The 22,153-nt window shown below is 41.5% G+C and carries 20 protein-coding genes; 16 read left to right on the forward strand and 4 right to left on the reverse strand.

Annotation, left to right across the window (positions count from 1 at the left end):
- Window positions 1-3 precede the first annotated feature (3 nt).
- Together WKU33_RS00735 and WKU33_RS00740 are read left to right on the forward strand one after the other, a co-directional pair.
- Entirely contained in the window at window positions 4-756 is a 753-nt protein-coding gene (locus WKU33_RS00735; protein ID WP_156856239.1) for an ABC transporter ATP-binding protein, read from the forward strand.
- A complete protein-coding gene (locus WKU33_RS00740) occupies window positions 746-1,903 on the forward strand; it encodes an ABC transporter permease (protein ID WP_340452753.1) in 1,158 nt (385 codons plus the stop codon). The genes WKU33_RS00735 and WKU33_RS00740 overlap by 11 nt, the downstream gene beginning before the upstream one ends.
- Window positions 1,904-1,996: 93 nt before the next feature.
- Here WKU33_RS00740 and WKU33_RS00745 read toward each other — a convergent pair whose 3' ends face one another.
- Window positions 1,997-2,794 carry an N-acetylmuramoyl-L-alanine amidase gene (locus WKU33_RS00745; protein ID WP_340452755.1) on the reverse strand — a complete coding sequence of 266 codons (798 nt, stop codon included), beginning with the start codon at window positions 2,792-2,794 and terminating at the stop codon, window positions 1,997-1,999.
- 221 nt (window positions 2,795-3,015) lie between these two features.
- Here WKU33_RS00745 and WKU33_RS00750 point away from each other — a divergent pair, with 221 nt between their 5' ends.
- The 9 genes from WKU33_RS00750 to WKU33_RS00790 all read left to right on the forward strand — a co-directional run bounded on the left by WKU33_RS00750 (window position 3,016) and on the right by WKU33_RS00790 (window position 13,165).
- The gene (locus WKU33_RS00750) at window positions 3,016-4,020 is read left to right on the forward strand and encodes a PstS family phosphate ABC transporter substrate-binding protein (protein ID WP_156856221.1); all 1,005 of its coding nucleotides are present in this window, start codon (window positions 3,016-3,018) and stop codon (window positions 4,018-4,020) included.
- 238 nt (window positions 4,021-4,258) lie between these two features.
- Window positions 4,259-5,212 (forward strand): phosphate ABC transporter permease subunit PstC, encoded by a 954-nt coding sequence (gene pstC, locus WKU33_RS00755; RefSeq protein ID WP_340452758.1) that lies wholly within the window; start codon window positions 4,259-4,261, stop codon window positions 5,210-5,212.
- Between the two features lie 2 nt (window positions 5,213-5,214).
- Window positions 5,215-6,099 carry a phosphate ABC transporter permease PstA gene (pstA, locus tag WKU33_RS00760; protein ID WP_336251771.1) on the forward strand — a complete coding sequence of 295 codons (885 nt, stop codon included), beginning with the start codon at window positions 5,215-5,217 and terminating at the stop codon, window positions 6,097-6,099.
- A gap of 42 nt (window positions 6,100-6,141) precedes the next feature.
- Complete coding sequence (pstB, locus tag WKU33_RS00765) at window positions 6,142-6,963, forward strand: phosphate ABC transporter ATP-binding protein PstB (protein WP_156856224.1); 822 nt, start codon at window positions 6,142-6,144, stop codon at window positions 6,961-6,963.
- 263 nt (window positions 6,964-7,226) lie between these two features.
- Window positions 7,227-7,598: a CidA/LrgA family protein gene (locus WKU33_RS00770; protein WP_198042615.1), complete on the forward strand. Its 372-nt coding sequence runs from the start codon at window positions 7,227-7,229 to the stop codon at window positions 7,596-7,598.
- Window positions 7,591-8,280 (forward strand): LrgB family protein, encoded by a 690-nt coding sequence (locus WKU33_RS00775; RefSeq protein WP_340452760.1) that lies wholly within the window; start codon window positions 7,591-7,593, stop codon window positions 8,278-8,280. The genes WKU33_RS00770 and WKU33_RS00775 overlap by 8 nt, the downstream gene beginning before the upstream one ends.
- Window positions 8,281-8,944: 664 nt before the next feature.
- Window positions 8,945-11,572 (forward strand): cation-translocating P-type ATPase, encoded by a 2,628-nt coding sequence (locus WKU33_RS00780; RefSeq protein WP_340452761.1) that lies wholly within the window; start codon window positions 8,945-8,947, stop codon window positions 11,570-11,572.
- 150 nt (window positions 11,573-11,722) lie between these two features.
- On the forward strand, window positions 11,723-12,052 hold the full coding sequence (locus tag WKU33_RS00785) for a DUF378 domain-containing protein (RefSeq protein WP_340452763.1): 330 nt from the start codon (window positions 11,723-11,725) through the stop codon (window positions 12,050-12,052).
- Window positions 12,053-12,184: 132 nt separating this feature from the next.
- Window positions 12,185-13,165, forward strand: a complete 981-nt coding sequence (locus tag WKU33_RS00790; protein WP_340452765.1) for a ring-cleaving dioxygenase — start codon at window positions 12,185-12,187, stop codon at window positions 13,163-13,165.
- 379 nt (window positions 13,166-13,544) lie between these two features.
- On the opposite strand, the gene WKU33_RS00795 is transcribed toward WKU33_RS00790, so the two are convergent.
- Window positions 13,545-14,102, reverse strand: a complete 558-nt coding sequence (locus WKU33_RS00795) for an AAA family ATPase (RefSeq protein WP_340452767.1) — start codon at window positions 14,100-14,102, stop codon at window positions 13,545-13,547.
- 240 nt (window positions 14,103-14,342) lie between these two features.
- Here WKU33_RS00795 and WKU33_RS00800 point away from each other — a divergent pair, with 240 nt between their 5' ends.
- Both WKU33_RS00800 and WKU33_RS00805 read left to right on the forward strand, forming a co-directional pair.
- Window positions 14,343-15,608: an APC family permease gene (locus WKU33_RS00800; RefSeq protein ID WP_340452769.1), complete on the forward strand. Its 1,266-nt coding sequence runs from the start codon at window positions 14,343-14,345 to the stop codon at window positions 15,606-15,608.
- Window positions 15,609-15,739: 131 nt separating this feature from the next.
- A complete protein-coding gene (locus WKU33_RS00805; RefSeq protein WP_188855865.1) occupies window positions 15,740-16,318 on the forward strand; it encodes a bifunctional transcriptional activator/DNA repair enzyme AdaA in 579 nt (192 codons plus the stop codon).
- A gap of 289 nt (window positions 16,319-16,607) precedes the next feature.
- Here WKU33_RS00805 and WKU33_RS00810 read toward each other — a convergent pair whose 3' ends face one another.
- Complete coding sequence (locus WKU33_RS00810; protein ID WP_336251762.1) at window positions 16,608-17,255, reverse strand: SDR family oxidoreductase; 648 nt, start codon at window positions 17,253-17,255, stop codon at window positions 16,608-16,610.
- 401 nt (window positions 17,256-17,656) lie between these two features.
- Complete coding sequence (locus WKU33_RS00815; protein ID WP_336251761.1) at window positions 17,657-18,718, reverse strand: NAD(P)/FAD-dependent oxidoreductase; 1,062 nt, start codon at window positions 18,716-18,718, stop codon at window positions 17,657-17,659.
- Window positions 18,719-19,060: 342 nt separating this feature from the next.
- On the opposite strand from WKU33_RS00815, the gene WKU33_RS00820 reads away from it, so the two are divergent.
- The 3 genes from WKU33_RS00820 to WKU33_RS00830 all read left to right on the forward strand — a co-directional run bounded on the left by WKU33_RS00820 (window position 19,061) and on the right by WKU33_RS00830 (window position 21,882).
- Window positions 19,061-19,540: a PaaI family thioesterase gene (locus WKU33_RS00820; RefSeq protein WP_445321667.1), complete on the forward strand. Its 480-nt coding sequence runs from the start codon at window positions 19,061-19,063 to the stop codon at window positions 19,538-19,540.
- Window positions 19,541-19,576: 36 nt separating this feature from the next.
- A complete protein-coding gene (locus WKU33_RS00825; protein WP_188855862.1) occupies window positions 19,577-20,221 on the forward strand; it encodes a LytTR family DNA-binding domain-containing protein in 645 nt (214 codons plus the stop codon).
- A gap of 140 nt (window positions 20,222-20,361) precedes the next feature.
- Complete coding sequence (locus WKU33_RS00830; RefSeq protein WP_340452772.1) at window positions 20,362-21,882, forward strand: acetyl-CoA hydrolase/transferase family protein; 1,521 nt, start codon at window positions 20,362-20,364, stop codon at window positions 21,880-21,882.
- The last annotated feature ends 271 nt before the right edge of the window (window positions 21,883-22,153 follow it).

The following is a 22,153-nucleotide window of genomic DNA, read 5'->3' on the forward strand; positions in this document are numbered from 1 at the left end:
GAAATGATTGAAATTCAAAACGTGACGAAACGATTTCAAGATAAAAAACTCTCAATAACTGCTTTAAACCATGTGTCCTTTACAGTTCATGCAGGAGAGATCGTCGGTCTATTAGGGGAGAACGGAGCAGGGAAAACGACGCTTCTCCGTTCCATCGCAACATTGCTTACACCGACAGAAGGACAAATTGTTGTAAAAGGCTATGACACAGTAAAGAAACCAGATGAAATTAAAAAGCGGATGGGTGTCTTGTTCGGCGGAGAGACTGGGCTCTATAACCGCATGACCGCTAGAGAGAATCTCGAATACTTTGCAGCGCTCTATCATTTAAGCAAGCATGAGACAAAGGTGCGGATTGATGAACTGACGAAAATGTTCGGTATGCGCGACTTTCTTGACCGGAAAGTGGACGGTTTCTCTAAAGGGATGCGTCAGAAGATGGCGATCGCTCGTGCAATCATCCATGATCCGGAAATTATTCTCTTCGATGAACCGACAACCGGACTCGATATCACCGCTTCCAACGTTTTTCGCCAGCTCGTCCAGGAGCTAAAAACACAAGGAAAAACGATTATCTTCTCCAGCCACATTATGGAAGAAGTTGATATGCTCTGTGACCATATCGCGATGATCCATAAAGGTGAACTTATCTACCATGGGGAGAAAGAGGCCTTATATGAAGAGGAAAACAGTCGGGATTTAAACTATATCTTTATGAGTAAATTAGTAAGGGGGACGGATGGCTATGCTATTTAAAATTTATAAAAAAGAAATGATTGATTCCTTCCGTGATAAGCGGACATTGCTATTAACCGTATTGTTACCGATTCTTATGATGTCCGCATTAACTTTTTTCTATGAAAGTTTGATTAGTGACGGGGAAGATGAAACATACACATTGGCTGTGGAAGAAGACATTTCCGCTGAACAGGAAACAATACTTGGAACATTGGATAAGGTGGAACTCTTACGTGCGGAAAATCCGGAACAGGCGTTTATCGATGGAGAAGTTCAAGCAGCAATTGTGTTTGCAGATAACTTTGACGCGGAAGTGCAAGCGGGAGAAGCTGGCAATGTGGAGCTGATCGGGGATACATTCAGTCAAAAATCTTCTAATCTTATTTATCTTGTAAGTGGCAAGCTTGCAGAATATGAACAGATTGTTGTCGCAGAAAGACTGCAACAAGCGAATATCGATCCATCCATCACTCAGGCGGTTGCAGTGGAGCAACGGGAGACGAACACGGAGGATAGTAATATCCAGGTGCTGGCTCTGTTGATCCCACTTATTCTATCGATTGCTATTGGAGTGGGAGCTGGTCCATCGGCAGCAGATATCTTTGCGGGTGAAAAGGAAAAGAAAACGATGGAAGCACTTCTTATGACGCCAGTAAATCGCTCTACGTTACTAATGGCAAAATATTTAACGATATCTTCTGTCGGAGTCATTATTGGAATTATTACGCTCGCAGTCGTTGCAATTGAGATAGCTTTCTTTACGGAACACTTGAAAGCTGCAATTTCGTTCGGTGATAATATGGTTGCGATCATTGGAATGGGCGCACTTGTGACGCTAGTCTATTCATTCTTCGTTGGTGCTCTCTTAATGATCACAAGTATTGTGGGTAAAACAGTAAAAGAAGCACAGAGTTATAGTACACCGATTATGATGGTGCTCATTTTCCCGATGATGATGATTAGTGGTCTTGGTGTGAATGAGTTTACGATGAATCATTTTATCCTGCCATTTGTAAATATCTTTGCGATTCTTACGGAATTATTGTTTGGTGTGGTGAATTATGGGCATATATTTATGACGATTGGCAGTAATCTCGTCTGTATCATCATTATCTTCATCATCAGCAGAATCCTATTTAGTAAGGATAAATGGGTGATGAATTAAAATAAAAGACTCAATAGAGCCATCTAATGCTTGAATAAAGCATACTTAAACAGCCGGGCACATCATAATATGCCCGGCTGTTCTGTCGAGTGTTTAACTATTTTGTAAGATGAATGTTTCAATCCCCATTTGCAAGATGCGTTTGCGTTCGATTTCTGCTGCAGATCGGCTCGGATAGGTGCCGGCGATGACACGGTATAGCTTTTTTCCAGTTATCGACGCTTCTTTTACCGTGGCCGGGATTTGTTTTGAAGTGAGTAGTGCTTGTCTTGCACTTGCATTTGCTTTTTGTGCATAGGAACCGGCAATTAATTGGTATCCCTCTTTACTAGAGCTAGAGCTTTTTAAGTTAAAGATTTCAACTAACCCCTCTACATGCGCGGCTGCGACTTTTTCTCTCCAGGCCGCCTGCTTCATCAATTTCGCATCTTCCGGATGATCGATAAAGCCATTCTCTGTTAAAATCGCCGGCATTTTTGATTCGCGCAGGACATGAAAGTTGGCCTGTTTCTTCCCCCGGTTTGGTATGCCAATTGCTCGCAGGACTTTTTCGTGGAGAATCGTTTGATAGTTTCTTGTAACAGAACCTGCCGGCAATTTGTTATAAATAAAATCTTCATATCCCCGGGCTCGTCCATTAAAAGCATTACAATGAAGCGACAAGAAAAGATTTGCCCCCCAGCTGTTCGCTTCATTTGTCCTCGCACGAAGACTCTTCGTGGCATCAGTCGTTCGGCTCAATTTCACTAAAACTTGCGGATAATCGCGAAGCATACGGCGAATCCGAAGCGCCAAATCAAGAGCCACTTCTTTTTCCTGCAAACCATTTCCGATCGCACCGGAATCTTCCCCACCATGTCCGGCATCAAGATAAATTTTCATCTCTTTCATCTCCCTTTCTTTTCATTATCCATCCATTTCTATAATCGAAAGGAAATGATAGAAAGGGGCATAGATTTAGAAGAAAGCTGCATATACTATAGAAGCTCCGTAAATTTACACAAGCTTTACATTCGACTAATACTTCCTTTACATTGGGACACTATACTAGTACTTGAGAGCGAAAAGCGCTCAAGATAAAATCCATCTATTATTGGGGAGGACAAAGTCGTATGAAACTCAAGAAATTCCTTATGTTCCTCGTAATCGGAGCATTCGTTACAGTGCTTGCAGCATGCGGAGGAACAGATAACGGTAATGACACAGGTTCAGAGGAATTGTCAGAAGAAACAAGTGGCAATTCAATAGAAACACAAGAAGGCGAATCCGAAGAGCTGGAAGGTATTGTTGAAATTGACGGCTCTGGAACTGTATTTCCATTAATGTCTAGACTTGCTGAAGAATATATGGTTAATGAACAACAAGGTGTATCGGTCGAAGTTAGTCGAGCGGGCACAAGTGCTGGTTTCAAACGTTTCCTGGAAGAGGGCGGAACGGACTTTAATGATGCCTCCCGTGAGATTAAAGAAGAAGAACTAGCAAAAGCAGAGGAACTTGGAATAGAAGTGAAAGAATTGAAAGTAGCACTAGATGGTTTGACAATTGTAACCCACCCAGAGAACGATTGGGCAACAGAACTGACTCCAGATCAAATCATTGGTATTTTCTTAGGTGAATATACAAACTGGTCTGACGTAAATGCAGACTGGCCGAATGAGCCAATCCGCACGTACGGACCGAATGAAAACCATGGAACGTACGAATTCTTCTATGAAAATATTTTAGAAGAACAAGACTTAAGAGAAGATGTTAACCTGCAACAAGAATATTCAACACTCGTAACACTAATTTCTGAAGATGTAAACTCCATCGGATTCTTCGGATTCGGTTACTATGTAAACAACCAAGACCAAGTACAAGCAGTTAAAGTTGATTTTGGTGAAGGTCCGGTTGAACCGACATTGGATACGATTGCGGAGGATGGCGATTATGCGGACTTCACGCGACCAGTATTTACGTATCTAAATGTAAACAACTCCAAGGAGAAGCCACAAGTCCTTGATTATGCAATCTATTGTATGGAGAATGCGGCAGACTTTGCTGGTGAAACTGGATTCGCACCAATACCTGAAGAGGAAGCAAGTGCATTGGTTGAAGAATTAGAAGCTCTTCAGTAAAATACGCAACATCATGTAAACATTAAAGATGAGGGCAAAAAATTGCTCTCATCTTGTTGTGAATTTTTCACGCATGAATGGGTTGTAGTACCCCACCTCTAAATGTGGATAAATAAAAATTTGAGAAAAGGGGTAGCCCCAGGAATCCCTGATACGGCTCAACTAACAATCCGAGGGGTGATAAAGAAACCCTACGGAATGAAGTTTCACTTTTTATTCTGGGAAGGAGTATACGGAAATGGCAGGGAACAGCGATACAAACAAAAACGCTGTGAATGTAAGAGAAATGATTGCGGAAAAGAAAAAAAAGAAAAGTCTCTCTAATTATACGGAAAAATTCATTCCAACTTTTCTTCTTCTTATCGCATCTATCTCTCTTCTGACAACAGTAGGAATTATTATAACTTTATTTACGGAAGCAATTGAATTCTTTAAGCGTGTTCCGGTTTGGGAATTCTTTACTGGAACGGTGTTGAAACCGATGAGTCAAAATCCTGAATTTGGTGTGCTGCCATTAATTAACGGTACACTGATTTCAACCTTTATCGCAATGCTCGTCGCAGGCCCGATTGGGATTATGTCGGCGATCTATTTAAGTGAATATGCATCAGACAGGGTAAGGCGGGTATTGAAGCCGCTGCTTGAAATTCTCGCGGGGATTCCGACAATCGTATATGGATTTTTTGCATTCACATTCGTTACACCACTTATCCGTAGCATTTTTCCAGAAGTAGGAGCGACAAATATTTTGAGTCCTGGTCTTGTAATGGGGGTCATGATAATCCCGATGATTGCTTCTTTGTCTGAAGATGCTATGAGTTCCGTGCCGAATAGTATGCGGGAAGGTGCATTCGCCTTAGGTGCCACGAAATTGGAGACGACGTTTAAAGTTGTCATCCCGGCAGCACTGTCTGGAATTATTTCATCCTTTGTACTTGGTATTTCACGGGCAATCGGGGAAACGATGATTGTTACGATTGCGAGTGGTAGCTCAAAGAACTTCACTTTTGACGTCACCCAATCGATGCAGACGATGACTGCTTATATCGTAGAAGTTTCTTCAGGTGACGCTCCGGCAGGCTCGACTATTTATTACAGTCTTTATGCTGTCGCAGCTACATTATTTATTTTTACGTTATTAATGAATATCCTAGCAAGATATCTCTCTCGTAAATTTAGGGAGGAGTATTGATTATGAGATATGTTGATGAAGCAGTTGTAGAGAAGCGGATGAAATCACGGGTACGCAATAATTCAATCTTAAAATTCATCTTTTTACTCTCCACCTTATTTGGCTTAATTGTCTTAGCGGTATTACTTGTTCGCGTATTCTCTCAAGGTATTGCTTGGTTGGATTGGGATTTTATAACGGGTAGATTATCGACAGACCCTGATCGTGCAGGAATTATGGGGGCAATTCTTGGAACCTCCTGGCTCATGCTTGTCGTCATCCCGGTCACTTTATTTATAGGAGTGGGAACTGCTATTTATCTCGAACTTTATGCAAAGCCTGGCCGTTTTCAAAACTTTATCGCTACAAATATATCAAACTTAGCCGGTGTGCCATCAATCGTTTATGGTTTACTAGGACTAACAATTTTTGTCCGTGCCCTTGATTTCGGTAACGTCGTGTTGGCAGGTGGTTTAACATTATCACTCTTAGTATTGCCGATTGTTATTGTTGCAGCTCAAGAATCGATTCGTGCAGTTCCTAATTTTTTAAGTGAAGCAAGCTATGGTATGGGGGCTACGAAATGGCAGACGGTGAAGAAGATTATCCTGCCAGCAGCACTACCAGGAATTTTGACGGGCTCGATTCTTGCATTATCGCGGGCAATCGGGGAGACAGCGCCCCTTACAGTTATTGGGATTCCTGCATTGCTCATCCCGTTTCCAGGTGGCTTATTCGATACATTTACGGCACTCCCGATGCAGATTTATTACTGGACACTCGATGCATCCTTAGTTGCTGAGTATACTTATCTTGCAGCTGCTACGATTATCGTGTTGCTCGTCCTATTATTCTTACTCAATTCCGTAGCCATTTTCATCCGAAATAAATTCCAACAACGCTATTAAGCGATTAATTGATTCAAGTCACGTTTTTAAGGAGAGAACATAATGAGTCAGAAAATCACGGTAAAATTAAATGATCAGGTCGTCAAAAAGACTGGCCGACAAGAAAAGAAGCGTGCCGTATTTGAAACAAACCAGTTGAATTTATGGTATTCAGACACCCATGCATTAAAGGATATTAATCTATCAATTAAAGAAAAGGAAGTCACCGCCGTCATCGGTCCATCCGGTTGCGGAAAGTCAACATATATTAAAACATTGAATCGCATGGTTGAACTTGTTCCAGGTGTTCGCACAACAGGTGAAATCAAGTATAAAAACAGAAATATTTTAGATCGAAATTTCCGTGTCGAAGATTTAAGGACCCAAGTCGGCATGGTTTTCCAGAAACCGAACCCCTTCCCAAAGTCGATATATGAAAACATTGCTTACGGGCCGAAAATCCATGGAATTAAAAATAAAAAAATACTTGATGAAATTGTGGAAAAGAGCCTTCGTGGTGCCTACATTTGGGATGAGGTGAAAGACCGCTTGAATGAGAATGCATATGGTCTTTCGGGCGGACAGCAGCAACGACTTTGTATTGCACGTTGTCTAGCGGTTGAACCTGACGTCATTTTAATGGACGAGCCCACTTCAGCACTTGATCCGAAGTCAACGCTCCGGATTGAGGAGCTTGTTCAAGAGCTGCGTGAAGATTATTCCATCGTTATCGTTACACATAATATGCAACAAGCTGCACGCATTTCAGATAAAACGGCGTTCTTCTTGAATGGGGAAGTTATCGAGTTTGATGAAACGGATAAAATTTTCACCAATCCAAAAGACAGCCGCACCGAAGACTATATTTCCGGTCGCTTTGGCTAGAATGAATAAAACGAGGCTGGCATTCGTGCTAGTCTCGTTTTACCACGTATTAACGGTCTGTAATACCCCCACCTCTAAACATGAGGGAAGCCCAAGATGTGAATGTTGGGGATGTACAGTCCGTAAATCCCTGATTCTGTTCAACTAACATTCAGTGGGGAGGTAAGGAAACCCCACTGACTGAAGTTTCACTTTATTGATAAACCTTCAACTTTCTGCTATACTTGGGATAGACTGTTTGTTGAAGGAAGGAGCTTTTGCAGTTGGTTGGCGTATTTCGCATTATTACTCATATTTTCTTCTTATATGCTTTACTCCTGATTGGGAACTTTCTTCAGGAAGTTTTTCACATACTCATACCAGGCAGTGTCATTGGTATGCTTCTTTTATTTCTTCTATTAAAAATGGGAATCATTAAAATAAAGTGGATGGAAGAAGGGACTTCCCTTTTGTTAAGACATCTCACCTTATTCTTTATTCCGGTGACCATCGGATTTATGGAATACCTTGAATTGTTTAGAGGAAAAGGGATATTCCTTCTCCTTATTACAGTAATCAGCACAGCGCTTGTCATGGGAGTAGGCGGAGCGGTTAGTGAACAGCTGGCCCACGGAAAGGAAACACAACATGAATGAAATTGCAATTGGTATAATCGCAATTACTGTGACCATCATTATCTATTCACTTATTCTTCCTATCCATAAAAAGGTTCAATCACCGCTCACTCTCCCGATTGTCGCTGTTTCTGCGATTATGATTCTCGCTTTACTTCTCTTTGATATCCCTTATGAAACATATATGATTGGCGGTCAGTGGATTGAATTTCTGATGGGGCCGGCGGTAGTAGCGCTTGCGTTACCACTTTATAGGCATTATGACATGCTGAAGAAATACATGAAACCAATTTTCGCAGGAGTCACGATTGGTGCTTTCGTGGGGGTAACGACAGGTCTGTTCATGGCAAAAGCGCTTGGCTTCGAGAGGGAACTGATCCTTGCACTTCTGCCAAAATCGATCACGACTCCAGTAGCGATTTCTATTGGTGAGACATTGGAAGGACCGCTATCCTTGACAGCAGTTTTCGTTGTCATAGCTGGAGTTTCCGGGGCAATTATTAGTCCAGTTATATTTAAACTCTTTAAATTGGAGCGACCGATTGGAAGAGGAATTGGTATGGGGAGCGCTTCGCATGCAATCGGTACAGCTACGAGCATGGATAGAGACGCCTTAGAAGGTTCCATAAGTTCCATTGCAATGATACTCAGCGCGATCATCGTTTCCATCCTTGCACCGTTATGCGCCTTGTTATTTTTGTAATCCAACAAATAGCTTGAGACAAGCAAGATGTATCTTTGCAAAATATAGGAAACCCACGATTCCTTTCATTCAGCGTAAGGGTTTTGCGCGCTCCCCAGACGGGCTCTCTAATCGCCGTTCAGTTGCCTGGTGGACGGATGCGCATTCTAAGGCAAAGCCGAAGCCTCGACGCACAGGATGTTAATGTCAGACGTTGCCACATACGAGAGCGTTCTTAGTCTGTCTCGGAAGAAAGGCACTTCCTGCGGGGTCTCATCGTCTCCGCTTTCCCGCAGGAGTCACCGTCCACCGGCAACTGAACTGGTAGAAAGGATTATTATTAATGGAAAATATGTCACTGATAAGCGTCCTCTTACTAAAATGAAAAATAATGCTCCAAATTTGACCTTTCCTCGGAGCAGTCCAGACACCTCGAGACTCCAGCGGGAGGATAGGCCTGGCGAGACCCCACAGCGCGATAGCGCGAGGAGGCTTGCCGGCCGCCCGCGGAAAGCGAGAGGTGTCTGGACTGCGGACCTCCAGGAGTAAGTTGCATACACTCACGCTGAATGAAAGCAATTCGTTTTTTGATTTTTTAGGTTTTATAAAAAAGAATAGAATGTTTGAATTGTGGTATTCATTATAGTGAACCTTTTATTCAATCCAGGAGAAAGGAACAAGCGCGATGGCATATTACCAACAGGACACAACAGAAGTACTGGAAGAACTTGAAGCAACCACGGAAGGACTAAAACAAAACGAAGCAGAGAAACGAGTAAAGGAATTTGGCTATAACGAACTAGCAGATAAAGAACAAGTCGCAACTTGGAAATTATTCCTCGAAACCTTCAAGGATCCGATGGTCATTGTTCTGCTTGCTGCGGCAGGCATTCAGATTTTGCTCGGTGAAATCGCGGAATCGCTCATTATTTTCCTCGTACTCATTATAAACTCCGTGATCAGTGTCATTCAGACAAAAAAAGCAGAAAGCTCGCTCGAGGCATTACGGGATATGTCAGCCCCGGAAGCGAAGGTCATTCGGGATGGCACCAATACGATAATACCAGCCCGGGAACTCGTGCCAGGAGACATCGTATTGCTCGAAGCAGGAGACTATATTCCTGCTGACGGGAGAATCATCTCAAGCGAATCGCTTAGGGTAAATGAAGGCATGCTTACCGGGGAGTCTGAAGCCGTTTTGAAGAATACGAAAACGATATCTGGAGAAGCTCCACTCGGGGATCGATTTAACTCTGTTTATAGCAGTTCTCTCGTCGTAAATGGCCGTGGGAGGTTTGTTGTAACAGGTACGGCTGAACAGGCGGAGATTGGAAAAATTGCTGACCTGATTCAAACGGCGGAAGCAAAGCAAACCCCGCTGCAACAAAAACTTGAGGTGTTTTCGAAAAAGCTTGGTCTCGGCATTTTAATCCTCTGTATTTTAATTTTTGCCATACAGGCGCTGCGAATATGGTTCGGGAATTCAGAAGTAGCAACCGGAACAGCATTATTGAACGCATTAATGTTCTCCGTCGCGATTGCGGTAGCAGCGATACCTGAAGCTTTATCATCGATCGTTACAATTGTCTTATCCGTCGGTACGAATAAAATGGCAAAACAGCATGCCATCATCCGAAAACTTCCTGCCGTTGAAACGTTGGGCAGTGCCGGTGTCATCTGTACAGATAAAACTGGAACATTAACCCAGAATAAAATGACGGTCACTGATTATTTTGTGTTAGGGAAGGAAGAGGAAACGGCTAAGAAGGCAAAGCAGATGTTGCGCAATGTTGCTGCCCTCTGTAATGACGCAAGGATAGATCCGGACGGAAATGAAATCGGTGATCCGACGGAAACAGCGCTGATCCATTTCGTCAATGAGCAGGGGAAAGGATATGAAGAAATTCGGGAAACTTACGCCCGCCTCGGAGAACTGCCTTTTGACTCAGACCGGAAGCTCATGTCAACAATTCATTTGATTCACGGAGAGCGCTTGCTCCTTACAAAGGGTGGACCGGATATTATACTGAATCGGGCAAGCCATGTTTTACAGGCTGGCGAAGAAGTTCCGGCAACTGAAGAATTACTCTCGAAATTTACCGAAATGAATGAGGAATTTTCCAATCAGGCCCTTCGTGTGCTTGCCTATGGTTATAAAAAGCTTCCAGAAGAAACGGTGACCGTTACCGCAGAAGATGAATTTGATTTTGTCCTCATAGGTCTCACAGCGATGATTGATCCGCCTCGGGAAGAGGTATATGACTCGATTTGCGAGGCGACAAATGCAGGAATCCGAACGGTCATGATTACTGGTGATCATAAAACAACTGCCCAGGCAATTGCGAAAGATATCGGTATTGCGCGGGAAGGAGATATCGCGCTTACCGGTCAAGAATTGGACGGGTGGAGTGATGCGGAACTGGATGAGAAGTTAACATCGATATCTGTTTATGCTCGTGTTTCACCAGAGAATAAAATTCGGATTGTCCAGGCCTGGCAACGGAAAGGTAAGATTTCAGCGATGACTGGAGACGGTGTGAACGATGCACCGGCATTGAAACAGGCTGATATTGGTGTCGCAATGGGAAGTGGAACAGATGTAGCGAAAGACTCTGCTGCGATGATTTTAACCGATGATAATTTTGTTTCGATTGTCCGAGCGGTTGGTGTTGGGCGCACGGTATACGACAATATTAAAAAAGCGATCAGTTATTTATTTGCTGGGAACTTAGGAGCGATTATCGCTATTTTGTACGCGGTTATTTTTAATTTACCGAATCCGTTTACTGCCTTGCAGCTTTTATTTATCAACCTGGTAAATGATTCACTTCCGGCAATTGCACTCGGGATGGAAAAGCCGGAACCGAATATTATGGACCGGAAACCGAGGAAAATAGATGAAGGCATTTTTGAAGGTGGGACATTACGGGCTGTCACGACAAGAGGTGTTATGATTGCGACCGTTGTCATTATTGCCTTTTATCTTGGAATCCGTCACTCTGCGGAAATGGGGGTGGCAATGGCCTTTTCAACGCTCATCCTTTCCCGGACATTACAAACGTTTGCAACCCGTTCGAATACACAGACAGCAATCGGCGCAGGCTTTTTCCAAAATAAATATGTACTCGGCGCCGTTGTGATAGGTTTTCTCTTATACGGTATGACGACATTGCCATTTGCAAGAGAAATCTTCAATATCCCACCAGAATTTGGTTTCCGGGAGTTCGCGATCAGTATCGGACTTTCCATTATAGCCCTAATAGCAATGGAGATTGCGAAAGTTATTCAAACACGGCTAGAAAAGACCTTGTAAGCGGCAGTGAGGAAAATTCCTTACTGCTTTTTTTGTGCTTTAAAAATTATAAAATAATGGGATCCTAAACGGGCACATTCATCTTTATTATGAATAATTTACAGTTTATTTGTAAAGCTATGATTGTAACTATTTTAGGAGGTGTTGACAATGCATACTTTACGAAAAATTGCATTGGCACTTGTAATCATTGGAGCGATTAACTGGGGACTTATTGCTTTATTCCAATTTGACCTCGTTGCAAGCATCTTTGGCGGACAGGCCGCGGGTCTTTCTCGACTTGTGTATGGACTTGTCGGTTTAAGCGGATTAATTTGTCTAAGCTTTTTCTTTGATCCAGAAACCGATACAGATATGGATCGCGGCGTCCAGGCAACGAACCAGGCGACATTCGGAACGGAATTTGCCGATGACTTTGACCCAGAGTATCGTAGAGAACGAGCAAACGAAAACCCACCACGAGACAGAGATGATCTGTAAATGTAAAATAACCCACTTCAAATAGAAGGGGTTATTTTATTGTTGACAAGAATGTTTACAGCTGTTATTATCTACATATAATGAATTAAAAATACTTTAATTAATATAAACTGAATTTGTGGAGGGTAATGAATGAATCATTTAAAAGGAATTCACCACGTAACCGCGATTACAAGTAGTGCCGAGAAGAACTATGAGTTTTTTACGTATGTGTTAGGAATGCGCCTTGTGAAGAAAACAGTGAACCAGGACGATATTCAAACGTATCATTTATTTTTCGCCGATGATGAAGGAAATGCTGGAACAGATATGACATTCTTTGATTTTCCAGGTATACCTAAAGGGGTGCATGGGACCGATGAGATTTATAAAACATCTTTCCGCGTGCCAAGTGATGCAGCCCTGGATTACTGGGTAAAACGCTTTGACCGTCTTGAAGTGAAACATACTGGAATTAAAGAACGATTTGGTAAGAAGACGATCTCATTTGTTGATTTTGATGATCAGAACTACCAGCTTATTTCAGATGAAAATAATGAAGGAATTGCTTCCGGTATTCCATGGCAGAATGGCCCTATCCCGTTAGAGTATGCGATTACTGGCCTTGGACCAATTTTTATCCGCGTGAGCCAGTTCGATTATTTTAAAGAAATGCTGGAAAAGGTCTTGCTTTTTAAAGAGATTGCAGAAGAGGATGGCGCGCACTTATTTGAAGTCGGCGAGGGTGGAAATGGTGCCCAAGTGATAGTGGAGAAAAACGTAGTAATGCCGCCGCACCGTCAAGGTTTCGGTACCGTTCACCATGCAGCTTTCCGAGTAGAGGACCGCTCTGTTCTTGATGAGTGGATAGACCGGATGGATAGCTTTGGTTTCCCAACGTCCGGGTTTGTTGATCGCTTCTTCTTTGGTTCCTTGTATGCACGGGTAGCTCCACAGATTCTCTTTGAATTTGCAACGGATGGTCCGGGATTCATGGGGGATGAGCCTTACGAAACACTAGGCGAGAAGCTATCCTTGCCACCGTTCTTAGAGCCGAAACGCGAACAGATCGAAAAGATGGTCCGTCCGATTGATACGGTGAGAAGTACAAAGAAAATTGAAAAGGAATATTAGGAATGAGACCGTGATAGACTGGATAATAAACAAGATTTATTCAATCTTTACTTATTCTTTTCCATTAAGTTGGGGTATTCTAATATTAGAAATTGAATAAATTAAAAATGACAGAAGATGTGCTACTACCTTCTGTCTATCCAATAGCTAGGTTCCCTGCAAGGGCGACTGGCAGCAAATAATCCACTCGAGCGACCAACTCAAGGGTGGATTATTTTTTGGTTAAAAGCTAAAAGTACATCACAACCCCGCATATTACTGTAATTAGAAGAATCCATTTTGAAAAAAGATTAATCAAAATGGATTCTTCACTTTTAGATATAGCAAGACTTTTTATAATAAAGAGATTGATTATTTTAAGGCTCTCTTATTCATAAGGTTATAAATTAAATCTTTCTGAAATAATCTTAGCTACTTCCATAGGACTCAAATTAGTATTATCAATTCTTATGTGATTTTCCTTTTTAATTTCACCTTTTTTGGAATTCAATCTGTATTTTTTCATTGTCTCCTTTATTTCCTTTTCTGACCAATCAACATTTCTTTTTGTAGGCTTATGTTCCAGACGATGTGGACTTTTATTTCGTTCCACTCTTTCGTCAAGATTGGCTTCTAATTCTACAAAATAAATACTTGCCTCCTTGGATTCAAAAATTTCACATATATTATCTACATAATCCCAATCATCTTGTTGGTCAAATGCCCATACATAGGTGAATATTAAGCCTTTTTGTTTACTCTCAGCTACTGCCTTAAATATTTCCGTCCTAAATAGAGTTGATAATCTCCACATTTCTGGACTAAAACCGAAAAATGGTTCAAGTAATTCGATGGTCATATGGTTATGAAATAATTTCAATTCGGTTATCTTTTCTAATTCCTGCCCTACTGTCATTTTTCCAACAGCCTGAGGTCCAAATATAAGTACGAATTTCATTGATTTCCTCCTTTTCTTTTGAAACAAACCTGCCCCATTATTACATTAAATGAAAAGAGCGTTAACCCTTCTTTGATTGACGCGCCCTATAGTTGAATAGCTATCCCAATGACTCTCAAGAAACTATATGCCAATGAAAATTATTATTACGAAATTAACAATAGGGAATTAGAACGCAAGAAAAGAGAAGAAATTAAATCCCTTGAAGTGTTAATGTTTTAATTGAAAGAGGGGATATTTATGGGAAAGCGTTCTATTGGTTTATATGAAGGTATAGCATTGTATATTGCTGCAATACTTGGATCGGGTGTTCTATTTATATCATCGGTTACAGCTTCTATTGCAGGTCCTGCATCCATATTGTCTTGGATAATTGTAATTCTTGCTAATCTTCCACTCGCCTACACATTTGCTTGTCTAGCACGTGAATACCCAGATGCTGGGGGTGCTGCAACTTTTGTAAGGAAATCATTTGGATTTCATTCCGGAAATATTGTAGGTTGGTTTTACTTTGTCACTGCTGCAGTTGGACAAACGATTGTATCTTTAACTGGGGCATTTTACATTAGTCAAGCATTTGGATTTTCTGATCTAGCAAGAACTTTAATTGCATTGATCATTTTAGTAATTGCAGGTACAGCAAATTATAACGGAATTAAGGTTAGTGGTAAAGTTGCGTTAATCATAAGTGGTTGTTTACTATTAATGCTTACAATTACCATCATAATTTCAATACCGAGCATCAGATTGGAAAATTTTACTCCCTTTGCCTCTAATGGATGGTACTCAATTGGAACAGCAATAACAGCAATATTTTGGGCATTTTTTGGATGGGAAGCTATTTGTAATCTTGCTAATCACTTTAAAGATCCAGATAAAAATATTGTTAATAGTACCATTATTAGTGTAATAATTATAGGGATATTATTTTTAGCGCTAAGTTTTGTAACAATCGGAACCGGGACATACGGAAGTATTGAGAGTAATCTTTCACCAATTGGCGTTATAATGGAGGAAGCACTAGGAGTAGGTGCACAAATTGTGACCGCTATTTCGGCATTTTTCATATGTATAGGAACTTCAAATGCGTTTGTAGCAAGCCTAGCGCAACTCGGATACTCTTTGAGTAGAGATGGTGCGTTTCCAAAAAAATTATCACATATGCATCCAACTAAACAAGTCCCAAGACGTATGGTTGTTTTTGTAATTGGTTTTGCAGGTATCGGAGTTATTATTACAGAATACTTGACAATGACATTTAACGATATTTTATTTATTCCGACTTCGTTAGGAGTGTTAGTGTATATTTTTTCTATGGCTGCTGGTGTTAAACTTTTTAAAAATAAAACCTTACCCTGGTGGTCTTCTTTATTTTCACTAATCTTTTGTATCCTTGTATTACCGTTTTTTCAATTATACATCTTTGTCCCTATAATCATTACCGCTTTATATGTTATCTATATGACATTTCAAAAAAGGTTTCTATCCTTGAAGAAAGCAAGTTAGTCAATGAAAATTAAAGTTAACATAATGGTTTATTGGTGATATGTAAAGCTTACCTGGCGGTATTAGCTAATAGAAACTTTCCTGGCGGTATTAGCTAATAGAAACTTTATCAATTGGAGAGAATTTAATCCATGAAATCAAATAATCTATTTTCATTCGAAGTAAAGTGGAAAGCAATAGTTACATGCGACAAAAGATATGATGGTAAGTTTTTTTATGCCGTAAAGACAACTGGTATTTTTTGTCGACCATCTTGTAAATCCAAAACCCCTAACTATGAAAATATATGTTTTTTTAAAAATGCTATGGAAGCTCTACAACAAGGATTTCGACCATGTAAAAGATGTCGACCTGAGCTTTTTATTGACATTTATGACCCTCAACAAGAAGTAGTGGAGAAAACAAAATTTTATTTAGAAAAGAACTATGAAAAAAAAGTCACCTTGAACAACCTTGCTGTCAAAATTGGCGTAAGCCCCTATCATTTAAGTCGAATATTCAAAGAAAATTTAGGTAGCACGCCACACAAATACCTTGAAAATATAAGAATTCATAAAGCCAAGAGTTTATTATTGAATACAGATCATAACATCATGGAAATATGCTTTCAGATAGGGTACAAGAATCTTTCTAGTTTCTACAAACACTTTAAAAAAATATGTGGCTGCTCACCTCACCAATTTAGAATTAACAATAAGAAGGTAAATTAAGAGACCATGTAGAAATTTATGTACAATAAGCAGTTTCTTATTGAACAATCCTGTCCTTAAATCACATATAAAGTCATTCGAATAAAAAAACTCGAATGAGCATCATGCACGCTGATTCGAGTTTTATTACATTTTTATCACGTATTAACGGTCTGTAATACCCCCACCTCTAAACATGAGGGAAGCCCAACATGTGAGGGTGGGGATATACAGTCCGTAAATACCTGATTCTGTTCAACTAACATTCAGTGGGGAGGTAAGGAATTCTCCACTGAATGTTAGTTTCACTTTATAAGTTTTTAATCGCGTCTTCAATCGACTGTTTACCCGAAATGATATCAAAGGACGTGTTTTCGGTGTTTTTATTTTTTAAGCTCGCGATTACCGTTTTCGCAACATCTTCTCGCGCAATTGCACCATATTCCTTCAAGTCACCTGCTTGAATTTTTCCAGTGCCTGCTTCGTTCTCTAGCCTTCCCGGGCGAATAATCGTATGCTTCAATTTACTATCCAAGAGGAAGCGGTCAGCATAATGCTTCGCTGCCATATAATGTTTGATTGGACTTTCCGCCCAAGCTTCACGATTCTGTGCCTGGAATGCGCTGACCATAATGAAACGTTCAACACCAGCATTTTCAGCAGCTTCAACTGCTTTCACTGCGCCGTCGAGGTCAACGAGAATTGTTTTATCAGCTCCTGTATGACCGCCTGATCCTGCTGTGAAGATAACAGTGTCTGCTCCGTCTATTGCTTTCTCTAAATCAGCAACCGAACCTTCTAAGTTTGCCAGTACTGCATCTGTACCATTTGCTGTCAACTCATCTAGCTGTTCTTCTTTACGTACCATTGCCGTTAAGGAAATATCAGCTTCGTCTTTCGCGAGCTGGATGATATGTTTTCCTATTTGACCATTTGCTCCAATCAACAACACGTTCATGAATTCTTCCCCTTTCTAATGAGAAACTATAAAATAAAAATGCCGTGATAACTTAGCTAACCAGGTCTAGCCACGTCCGCTCTGCGCCCAGCAACTATCAAACTTCACACTCCTCCAATCGATAAGTCAACATCAACTCACTATCGTTCGCTGTGTTTCCTTTATCTCATTCCGGAGTGCTCCAGTTTGTACGTTGCTAAACGGGCGCTTCCGCCTTTGTTCTTTTATTACTTTGTTTTATTTTTGCAAAATGATGAAAAGAATTCAAGCTATTGATTTGGAGTGTTCGAAAAACCACAGGAATGCGGCGATCAAACTGACAGTAAGCTTGAAGATGAAACGTATGATCTCACTCCTCTAAAGTATGGTTTACCCTTAATATAGCGTGAGATTTATTAACATTAGTGACGTTTGTTCAACCATAATACGCCAGACTTCGCTAAGCGGGGAAGGAGCCCGGTCATTGGCATTGTCATCATATTACCGAAACCATCCGATTTCCCGAGGGATCCAAGTGTGCCTCTTAACTTGATTGGGCGTGGTTTTCTCGGAGTTTTGCCGCGTAATAGTGCGAGTAAGATTTCAGCAAGCTGTTCTCCTTGGGCCCCTGCAAGCTGGGCGCTTGGCGAAAGCTCGGACGCGGCACAGTCACCAAGGACGAAAATATTTTGTTGCTCTGGTACTTGATAATATTCATTAACGATGATCTTTTCATGCATGTCTTTTTTGAATGGCAGTTCACGGACAAGATAGACAGGTCTTACACCAGCGGTCCAAATAGTGACATCATTCAAGTAACAGACACCATTATTGCACACACCGTCTTTTTCTACGTATTCAACATTGGAGTGATGAATGACATCGACATCATTGGCAATGAACCATCTTTCTACATGATTTTGGATTTTCTCATCAAATGCTTTCAAAACAGTCGGTCCCCGGTCGAGCAGACGAATGTTCAAGTCCGGCCGGCTTTCGCGGATTTCAGAAGCTACTTCAATTCCGCTCAAACCAGCTCCTACAACAGTAACCTTACCGTAAGCATTCAAGTTACCGACCGCGACGCCTGTATGTCTTGCCTTAGAAAAGGTCTGAACACTTTCTGTATATTCGATGGCCCCTTTAACGCCGTGATAATTGTCTTCGCAACCGAGTCCAATTACCAAGTAATCAAAGTGAAGTGTATCTTCTGGGTCTTCGAATATGATTTTGTTATTTTCTGTATCAATTTTTGTAACTTCTTTAAACATATACTGGACCCGCTTGTCCTCCGGGAATTCCACACGTACTTCTGAATCAGCGACCGTTCCGGCTGCAATAGTATAGAATTCAGTTTTTAAGGAACGAAATGGGTTCCGGTCAATCAATGTAATCTCTATATCGTCTGGAAGATAATTTTCTAGCAATCCGGAGAGCACTTTAATCCCGCCGTAACCCCCGCCTAGTATTACTAGCCTCTTCATGAAATAACCCCCTCAAGTTTGTTCGCATCACGATTTATCTCCCAATCTATCACTGTGTAACTCGCTGTAAGCCCTCCCAACTTCAAACGCTAGTTAACTCGTTAATACGAAAGGGGAGACCTAACAACCAGTAACGGACCGATTGGCTTAGATCATTCAGCAGGGGAGAAAAGCTCGCACCACTGAATGAAGTTCCACTTTATAGATTACCAAAGTTAAGTAAATTCCGCTACTAACGGCCTCAGTCGTTAAAACATGTGAAAGGGCAACCAAATAGATATATGATATACTAAAGGTAGTTTTTCAATGTGTGGAAGAGTAATTATACAAGGGGGAAAAGTGATGGTGCAGGAAAGAATTGCGATCCAAGATGAATATGCAGATGAGTTTGCTTGGTGTTATGGGTGTGGCAGATTAAATGAAGCGGGGCATCATTTCCGGACGTTTTGGCAAGGGGAGAAGACGAGGACAGAATATCAGCCGAAAGACGAACATAAGGCAATACCAGGTTTTGTCTATGGTGGTGTGCTTGCATCGCTTGTTGATTGTCATGGAACAGGGTCGGCAGCATTGGCCTTGCACCGGAAAAATGGTCACGAACCGGGGAACGGGGCAGAACCTCCAAGATTTGTGACAGCATCGCTCCATCTGGATTTTATGAAACCGACTCCACAAGGTGTACCTTTGACAGCGATTGGGACGGTAGAAGAAGTTCATCCGAAGAAGTGGAAAGTACATGCTGAGGTCTTTGCCGGTGAGGAATGTGTTGTTAAAGGGGAAGTTGTCGCAGTCGTCATGCCGAAAACTTTCCAGAATGCATAGTAAGTATAAAGCTTTAAACGAATGATGAGGTGGAACATGAAGATGTTGAATTTAGATTCCTTATTGGATGTCATGGGCGAACTTTTTTCTGATGAAGTATCCATCGCAGTCTCGGATACGAAGGAATATATTTATTATCGCAGGAGTAAACGAATCGATTTAAAAATTACGCCAGGAGATCCAATTAAGGAAGGAACGATCGCATATCAAGCTATTGCAACGAAGCAAAAATCCTCCGAGTTCATCGACCGTTCTGTATTCGGTGTGCCTTATCATGGAATGGCTGTACCTTATTTTGAAGGAAAAGAAGTGGCTGGTTGTGTGACGGCTATTTATCCAGCATTCACCGATGGGAAATCGGTCGTGACGGTGCGGACGGAAGATGGCTGGAAACCGATTCCTTTTCAGGAAGTGCAGTTTTTAGAAGCGAAAGATAGGAAAACCCACGTCATCGCTGAACATGATTATGGGACACATAAGAACACCCTTCAGGAATTTGAATATTTATTACCTCGGGATATATTTGTACGTTGCCATCGTTCTTTTATCGTGAATGTACACCATATTAAAGAAATTTTCCCTGACACGCATTCGACTTTATTATTATCGATGATCGGCGGGGAGAAGATTCCAGTAAGTCAATCCTATTCTAGTTATTTCCGAAAATTGTTAGGGTTTTAATGCAAAAAATTCATGGTTTGTTCACAATTAGGCTTGTTTTAATCAAATAAATATGAAGTCTATCCCGGAAATCCAATTTCCCCCTACTTCTCTTGTAAAATTATTTGTAAGAGATCTTTTTAGAGAAGGGGGAAATTTTCATGCGGGAAAGATTAAAGCGCATACATCTTACGGATCTTCATGATCGCGTTACTTCTGCGCAAGTTGCGGCATCATGGATTGAAGATGGAATGACACTAGGCTTGAGTGGTTTTACGCGGGCAGGCGATGCGAAAGCAGTACCGAGAGCATTAGTGGAGCGAGCGAAAGATGGCGAGGACATAAAAGTAAACGTATACACGGGAGCCTCCCTCGGCTCTGATATTGATAAGATGATGGCAGAAGCGGGCATTGTGAACAAACGAGTTCCTTTCCAGGCTGATTCAGCAATGCGTAAAGCAATTAACTCAGGAGACCATTTGTTTGCCGACCAGCACTTGTCTCATACTGCTGAACTCTTGCGTTCGGGTGTAATTGAAGTCGATTACGCAATCATCGAAGGCGTATCGATAACGGAAGATGGATTACTGATCCCAAGTACATCCGTTGGGAACAACCTAGCTTTTGTTGAAGCGGCGGACCATTTGATAATTGAAATCAATACAGCTCAACCGGAAAGTCTTGAGGGAGTACACGACTTGTACAGTCCGGAAGTGCAAGGGAAAAGACAGCCGATTCCATTAACGAAAGTAGACGATCGTCTCGGAGATATCGGAATTCCATTAGATATAGATAAAATTAAAGGAATTGTCTTTACAGAGCAGTTGGACTATCCATCGACTATTTTACCGCCGGATGAAGAAACGCAGCAAATTGCAGATCACTTGCTTGATTTCCTAAGGGAAGAAATCGAGGATGGGCGCTTAACGAAAAAACTTATGCCATTGCAGTCGGGTATTGGAACGGTAGCGAACGCAGTATTGCATGGGATGCTGGAGTCGGAATTTGAAAATCTTGAAGTCTATTCCGAAGTATTGCAGGACGCTGTATTTGACTTAATCGATGCGGGGAAAGTCGATTTTGCTTCTGCCTGCTCCATTACTTTATCGGAAGAAAAGATGGAAACTGTCTTCGGTGACTTTGAGAAATACCGGGATAAGCTTGTCATCCGCCCACAGGAAATTTCCAACCAGCCAGAGCTTATCCGTCGACTAGGTCTCCTATCGATTAATACAGCACTTGAGCTAGATATTTATGGAAACGTGAACTCGACACATGTTACCGGAACGAAAATGATGAACGGTATCGGTGGATCAGGAGATTTCGCTCGTAATGCAAGACTTGCAATTTTTGTTACGAAGTCAATTGCAAAAAATGGCGACATCTCTAGTGTTGTGCCATTCGTATCACACGTTGATCATACGGAACATGATGTAGATGTTATTGTAACGGAGCAAGGGTATGTTGACTTACGGGGACTCGCACCAAGAGAACGAGTTCCACTCATTATTGAAAACTGTGCCCATCCGATGTATCGGGAACAGCTTTGGGCATATTACCAGGAAGCACTTGGACGCGGAGGGCAGACACCGCATGTCCTTGAGAAAGCACTCTCCTGGCATACAAACTTTATGAAAAACGGAACAATGAGAGAACGTGTTGTAGAAAAAGTAGAGGGTTAGGTTTCAAACAAAAAGGGGTTAATTATATAAAAAGGCGGAAGCGCCCGGTTAGCAACGTACAAACTGGAGCACTCCGAAATGAGATAAAGGAAACACAACGAACGCAGTGAGTTGATGTTGACTTATCGATTGGAGGAGTGTGAAGTTTGATAGTTGCTGGGCGCTGGAGCCAGACGTCGTTAAAGAAAGGCATATATGCTTCGGGCAGGAAGCGTATATGCCTTTTTACGTTGTTGCATTTATGAATTAGGACAAATGCACTGACTCTAGT

It is taken from the genome of Oceanobacillus sp. HCA-5259 (assembly GCF_037892815.1).
Classification (GTDB): domain Bacteria; phylum Bacillota; class Bacilli; order Bacillales; family Amphibacillaceae; genus Oceanobacillus; species Oceanobacillus indicireducens.

What these genes read in the sequence shown, in the direction of transcription:
- WKU33_RS00735 (WP_156856239.1), top strand. Translation starts at nt 4, where the DNA reads ATGATTGAAATTCAAAACGTGACGAAACGATTTCAAGATAAAAAACTC.
- WKU33_RS00740 (WP_340452753.1), top strand. Translation starts at nt 746, where the DNA reads ATGCTATTTAAAATTTATAAAAAAGAAATGATTGATTCCTTCCGTGAT.
- WKU33_RS00745 (WP_340452755.1), bottom strand. Translation starts at nt 2,794, where the DNA reads ATGAAAGAGATGAAAATTTATCTTGATGCCGGACATGGTGGGGAAGAT.
- WKU33_RS00750 (WP_156856221.1), top strand. Translation starts at nt 3,016, where the DNA reads ATGAAACTCAAGAAATTCCTTATGTTCCTCGTAATCGGAGCATTCGTT.
- pstC (WP_340452758.1), top strand. Translation starts at nt 4,259, where the DNA reads ATGGCAGGGAACAGCGATACAAACAAAAACGCTGTGAATGTAAGAGAA.
- pstA (WP_336251771.1), top strand. Translation starts at nt 5,215, where the DNA reads ATGAGATATGTTGATGAAGCAGTTGTAGAGAAGCGGATGAAATCACGG.
- pstB (WP_156856224.1), top strand. Translation starts at nt 6,142, where the DNA reads ATGAGTCAGAAAATCACGGTAAAATTAAATGATCAGGTCGTCAAAAAG.
- WKU33_RS00775 (WP_340452760.1), top strand. Translation starts at nt 7,591, where the DNA reads ATGAATGAAATTGCAATTGGTATAATCGCAATTACTGTGACCATCATT.
- WKU33_RS00780 (WP_340452761.1), top strand. Translation starts at nt 8,945, where the DNA reads ATGGCATATTACCAACAGGACACAACAGAAGTACTGGAAGAACTTGAA.
- WKU33_RS00785 (WP_340452763.1), top strand. Translation starts at nt 11,723, where the DNA reads ATGCATACTTTACGAAAAATTGCATTGGCACTTGTAATCATTGGAGCG.
- WKU33_RS00790 (WP_340452765.1), top strand. Translation starts at nt 12,185, where the DNA reads ATGAATCATTTAAAAGGAATTCACCACGTAACCGCGATTACAAGTAGT.
- WKU33_RS00795 (WP_340452767.1), bottom strand. Translation starts at nt 14,102, where the DNA reads ATGAAATTCGTACTTATATTTGGACCTCAGGCTGTTGGAAAAATGACA.
- WKU33_RS00800 (WP_340452769.1), top strand. Translation starts at nt 14,343, where the DNA reads ATGGGAAAGCGTTCTATTGGTTTATATGAAGGTATAGCATTGTATATT.
- WKU33_RS00805 (WP_188855865.1), top strand. Translation starts at nt 15,740, where the DNA reads ATGAAATCAAATAATCTATTTTCATTCGAAGTAAAGTGGAAAGCAATA.
- WKU33_RS00810 (WP_336251762.1), bottom strand. Translation starts at nt 17,255, where the DNA reads ATGAACGTGTTGTTGATTGGAGCAAATGGTCAAATAGGAAAACATATC.
- WKU33_RS00815 (WP_336251761.1), bottom strand. Translation starts at nt 18,718, where the DNA reads ATGAAGAGGCTAGTAATACTAGGCGGGGGTTACGGCGGGATTAAAGTG.
- WKU33_RS00820 (WP_445321667.1), top strand. Translation starts at nt 19,061, where the DNA reads ATGGTGCAGGAAAGAATTGCGATCCAAGATGAATATGCAGATGAGTTT.
- WKU33_RS00825 (WP_188855862.1), top strand. Translation starts at nt 19,577, where the DNA reads ATGAAGATGTTGAATTTAGATTCCTTATTGGATGTCATGGGCGAACTT.
- WKU33_RS00830 (WP_340452772.1), top strand. Translation starts at nt 20,362, where the DNA reads ATGCGGGAAAGATTAAAGCGCATACATCTTACGGATCTTCATGATCGC.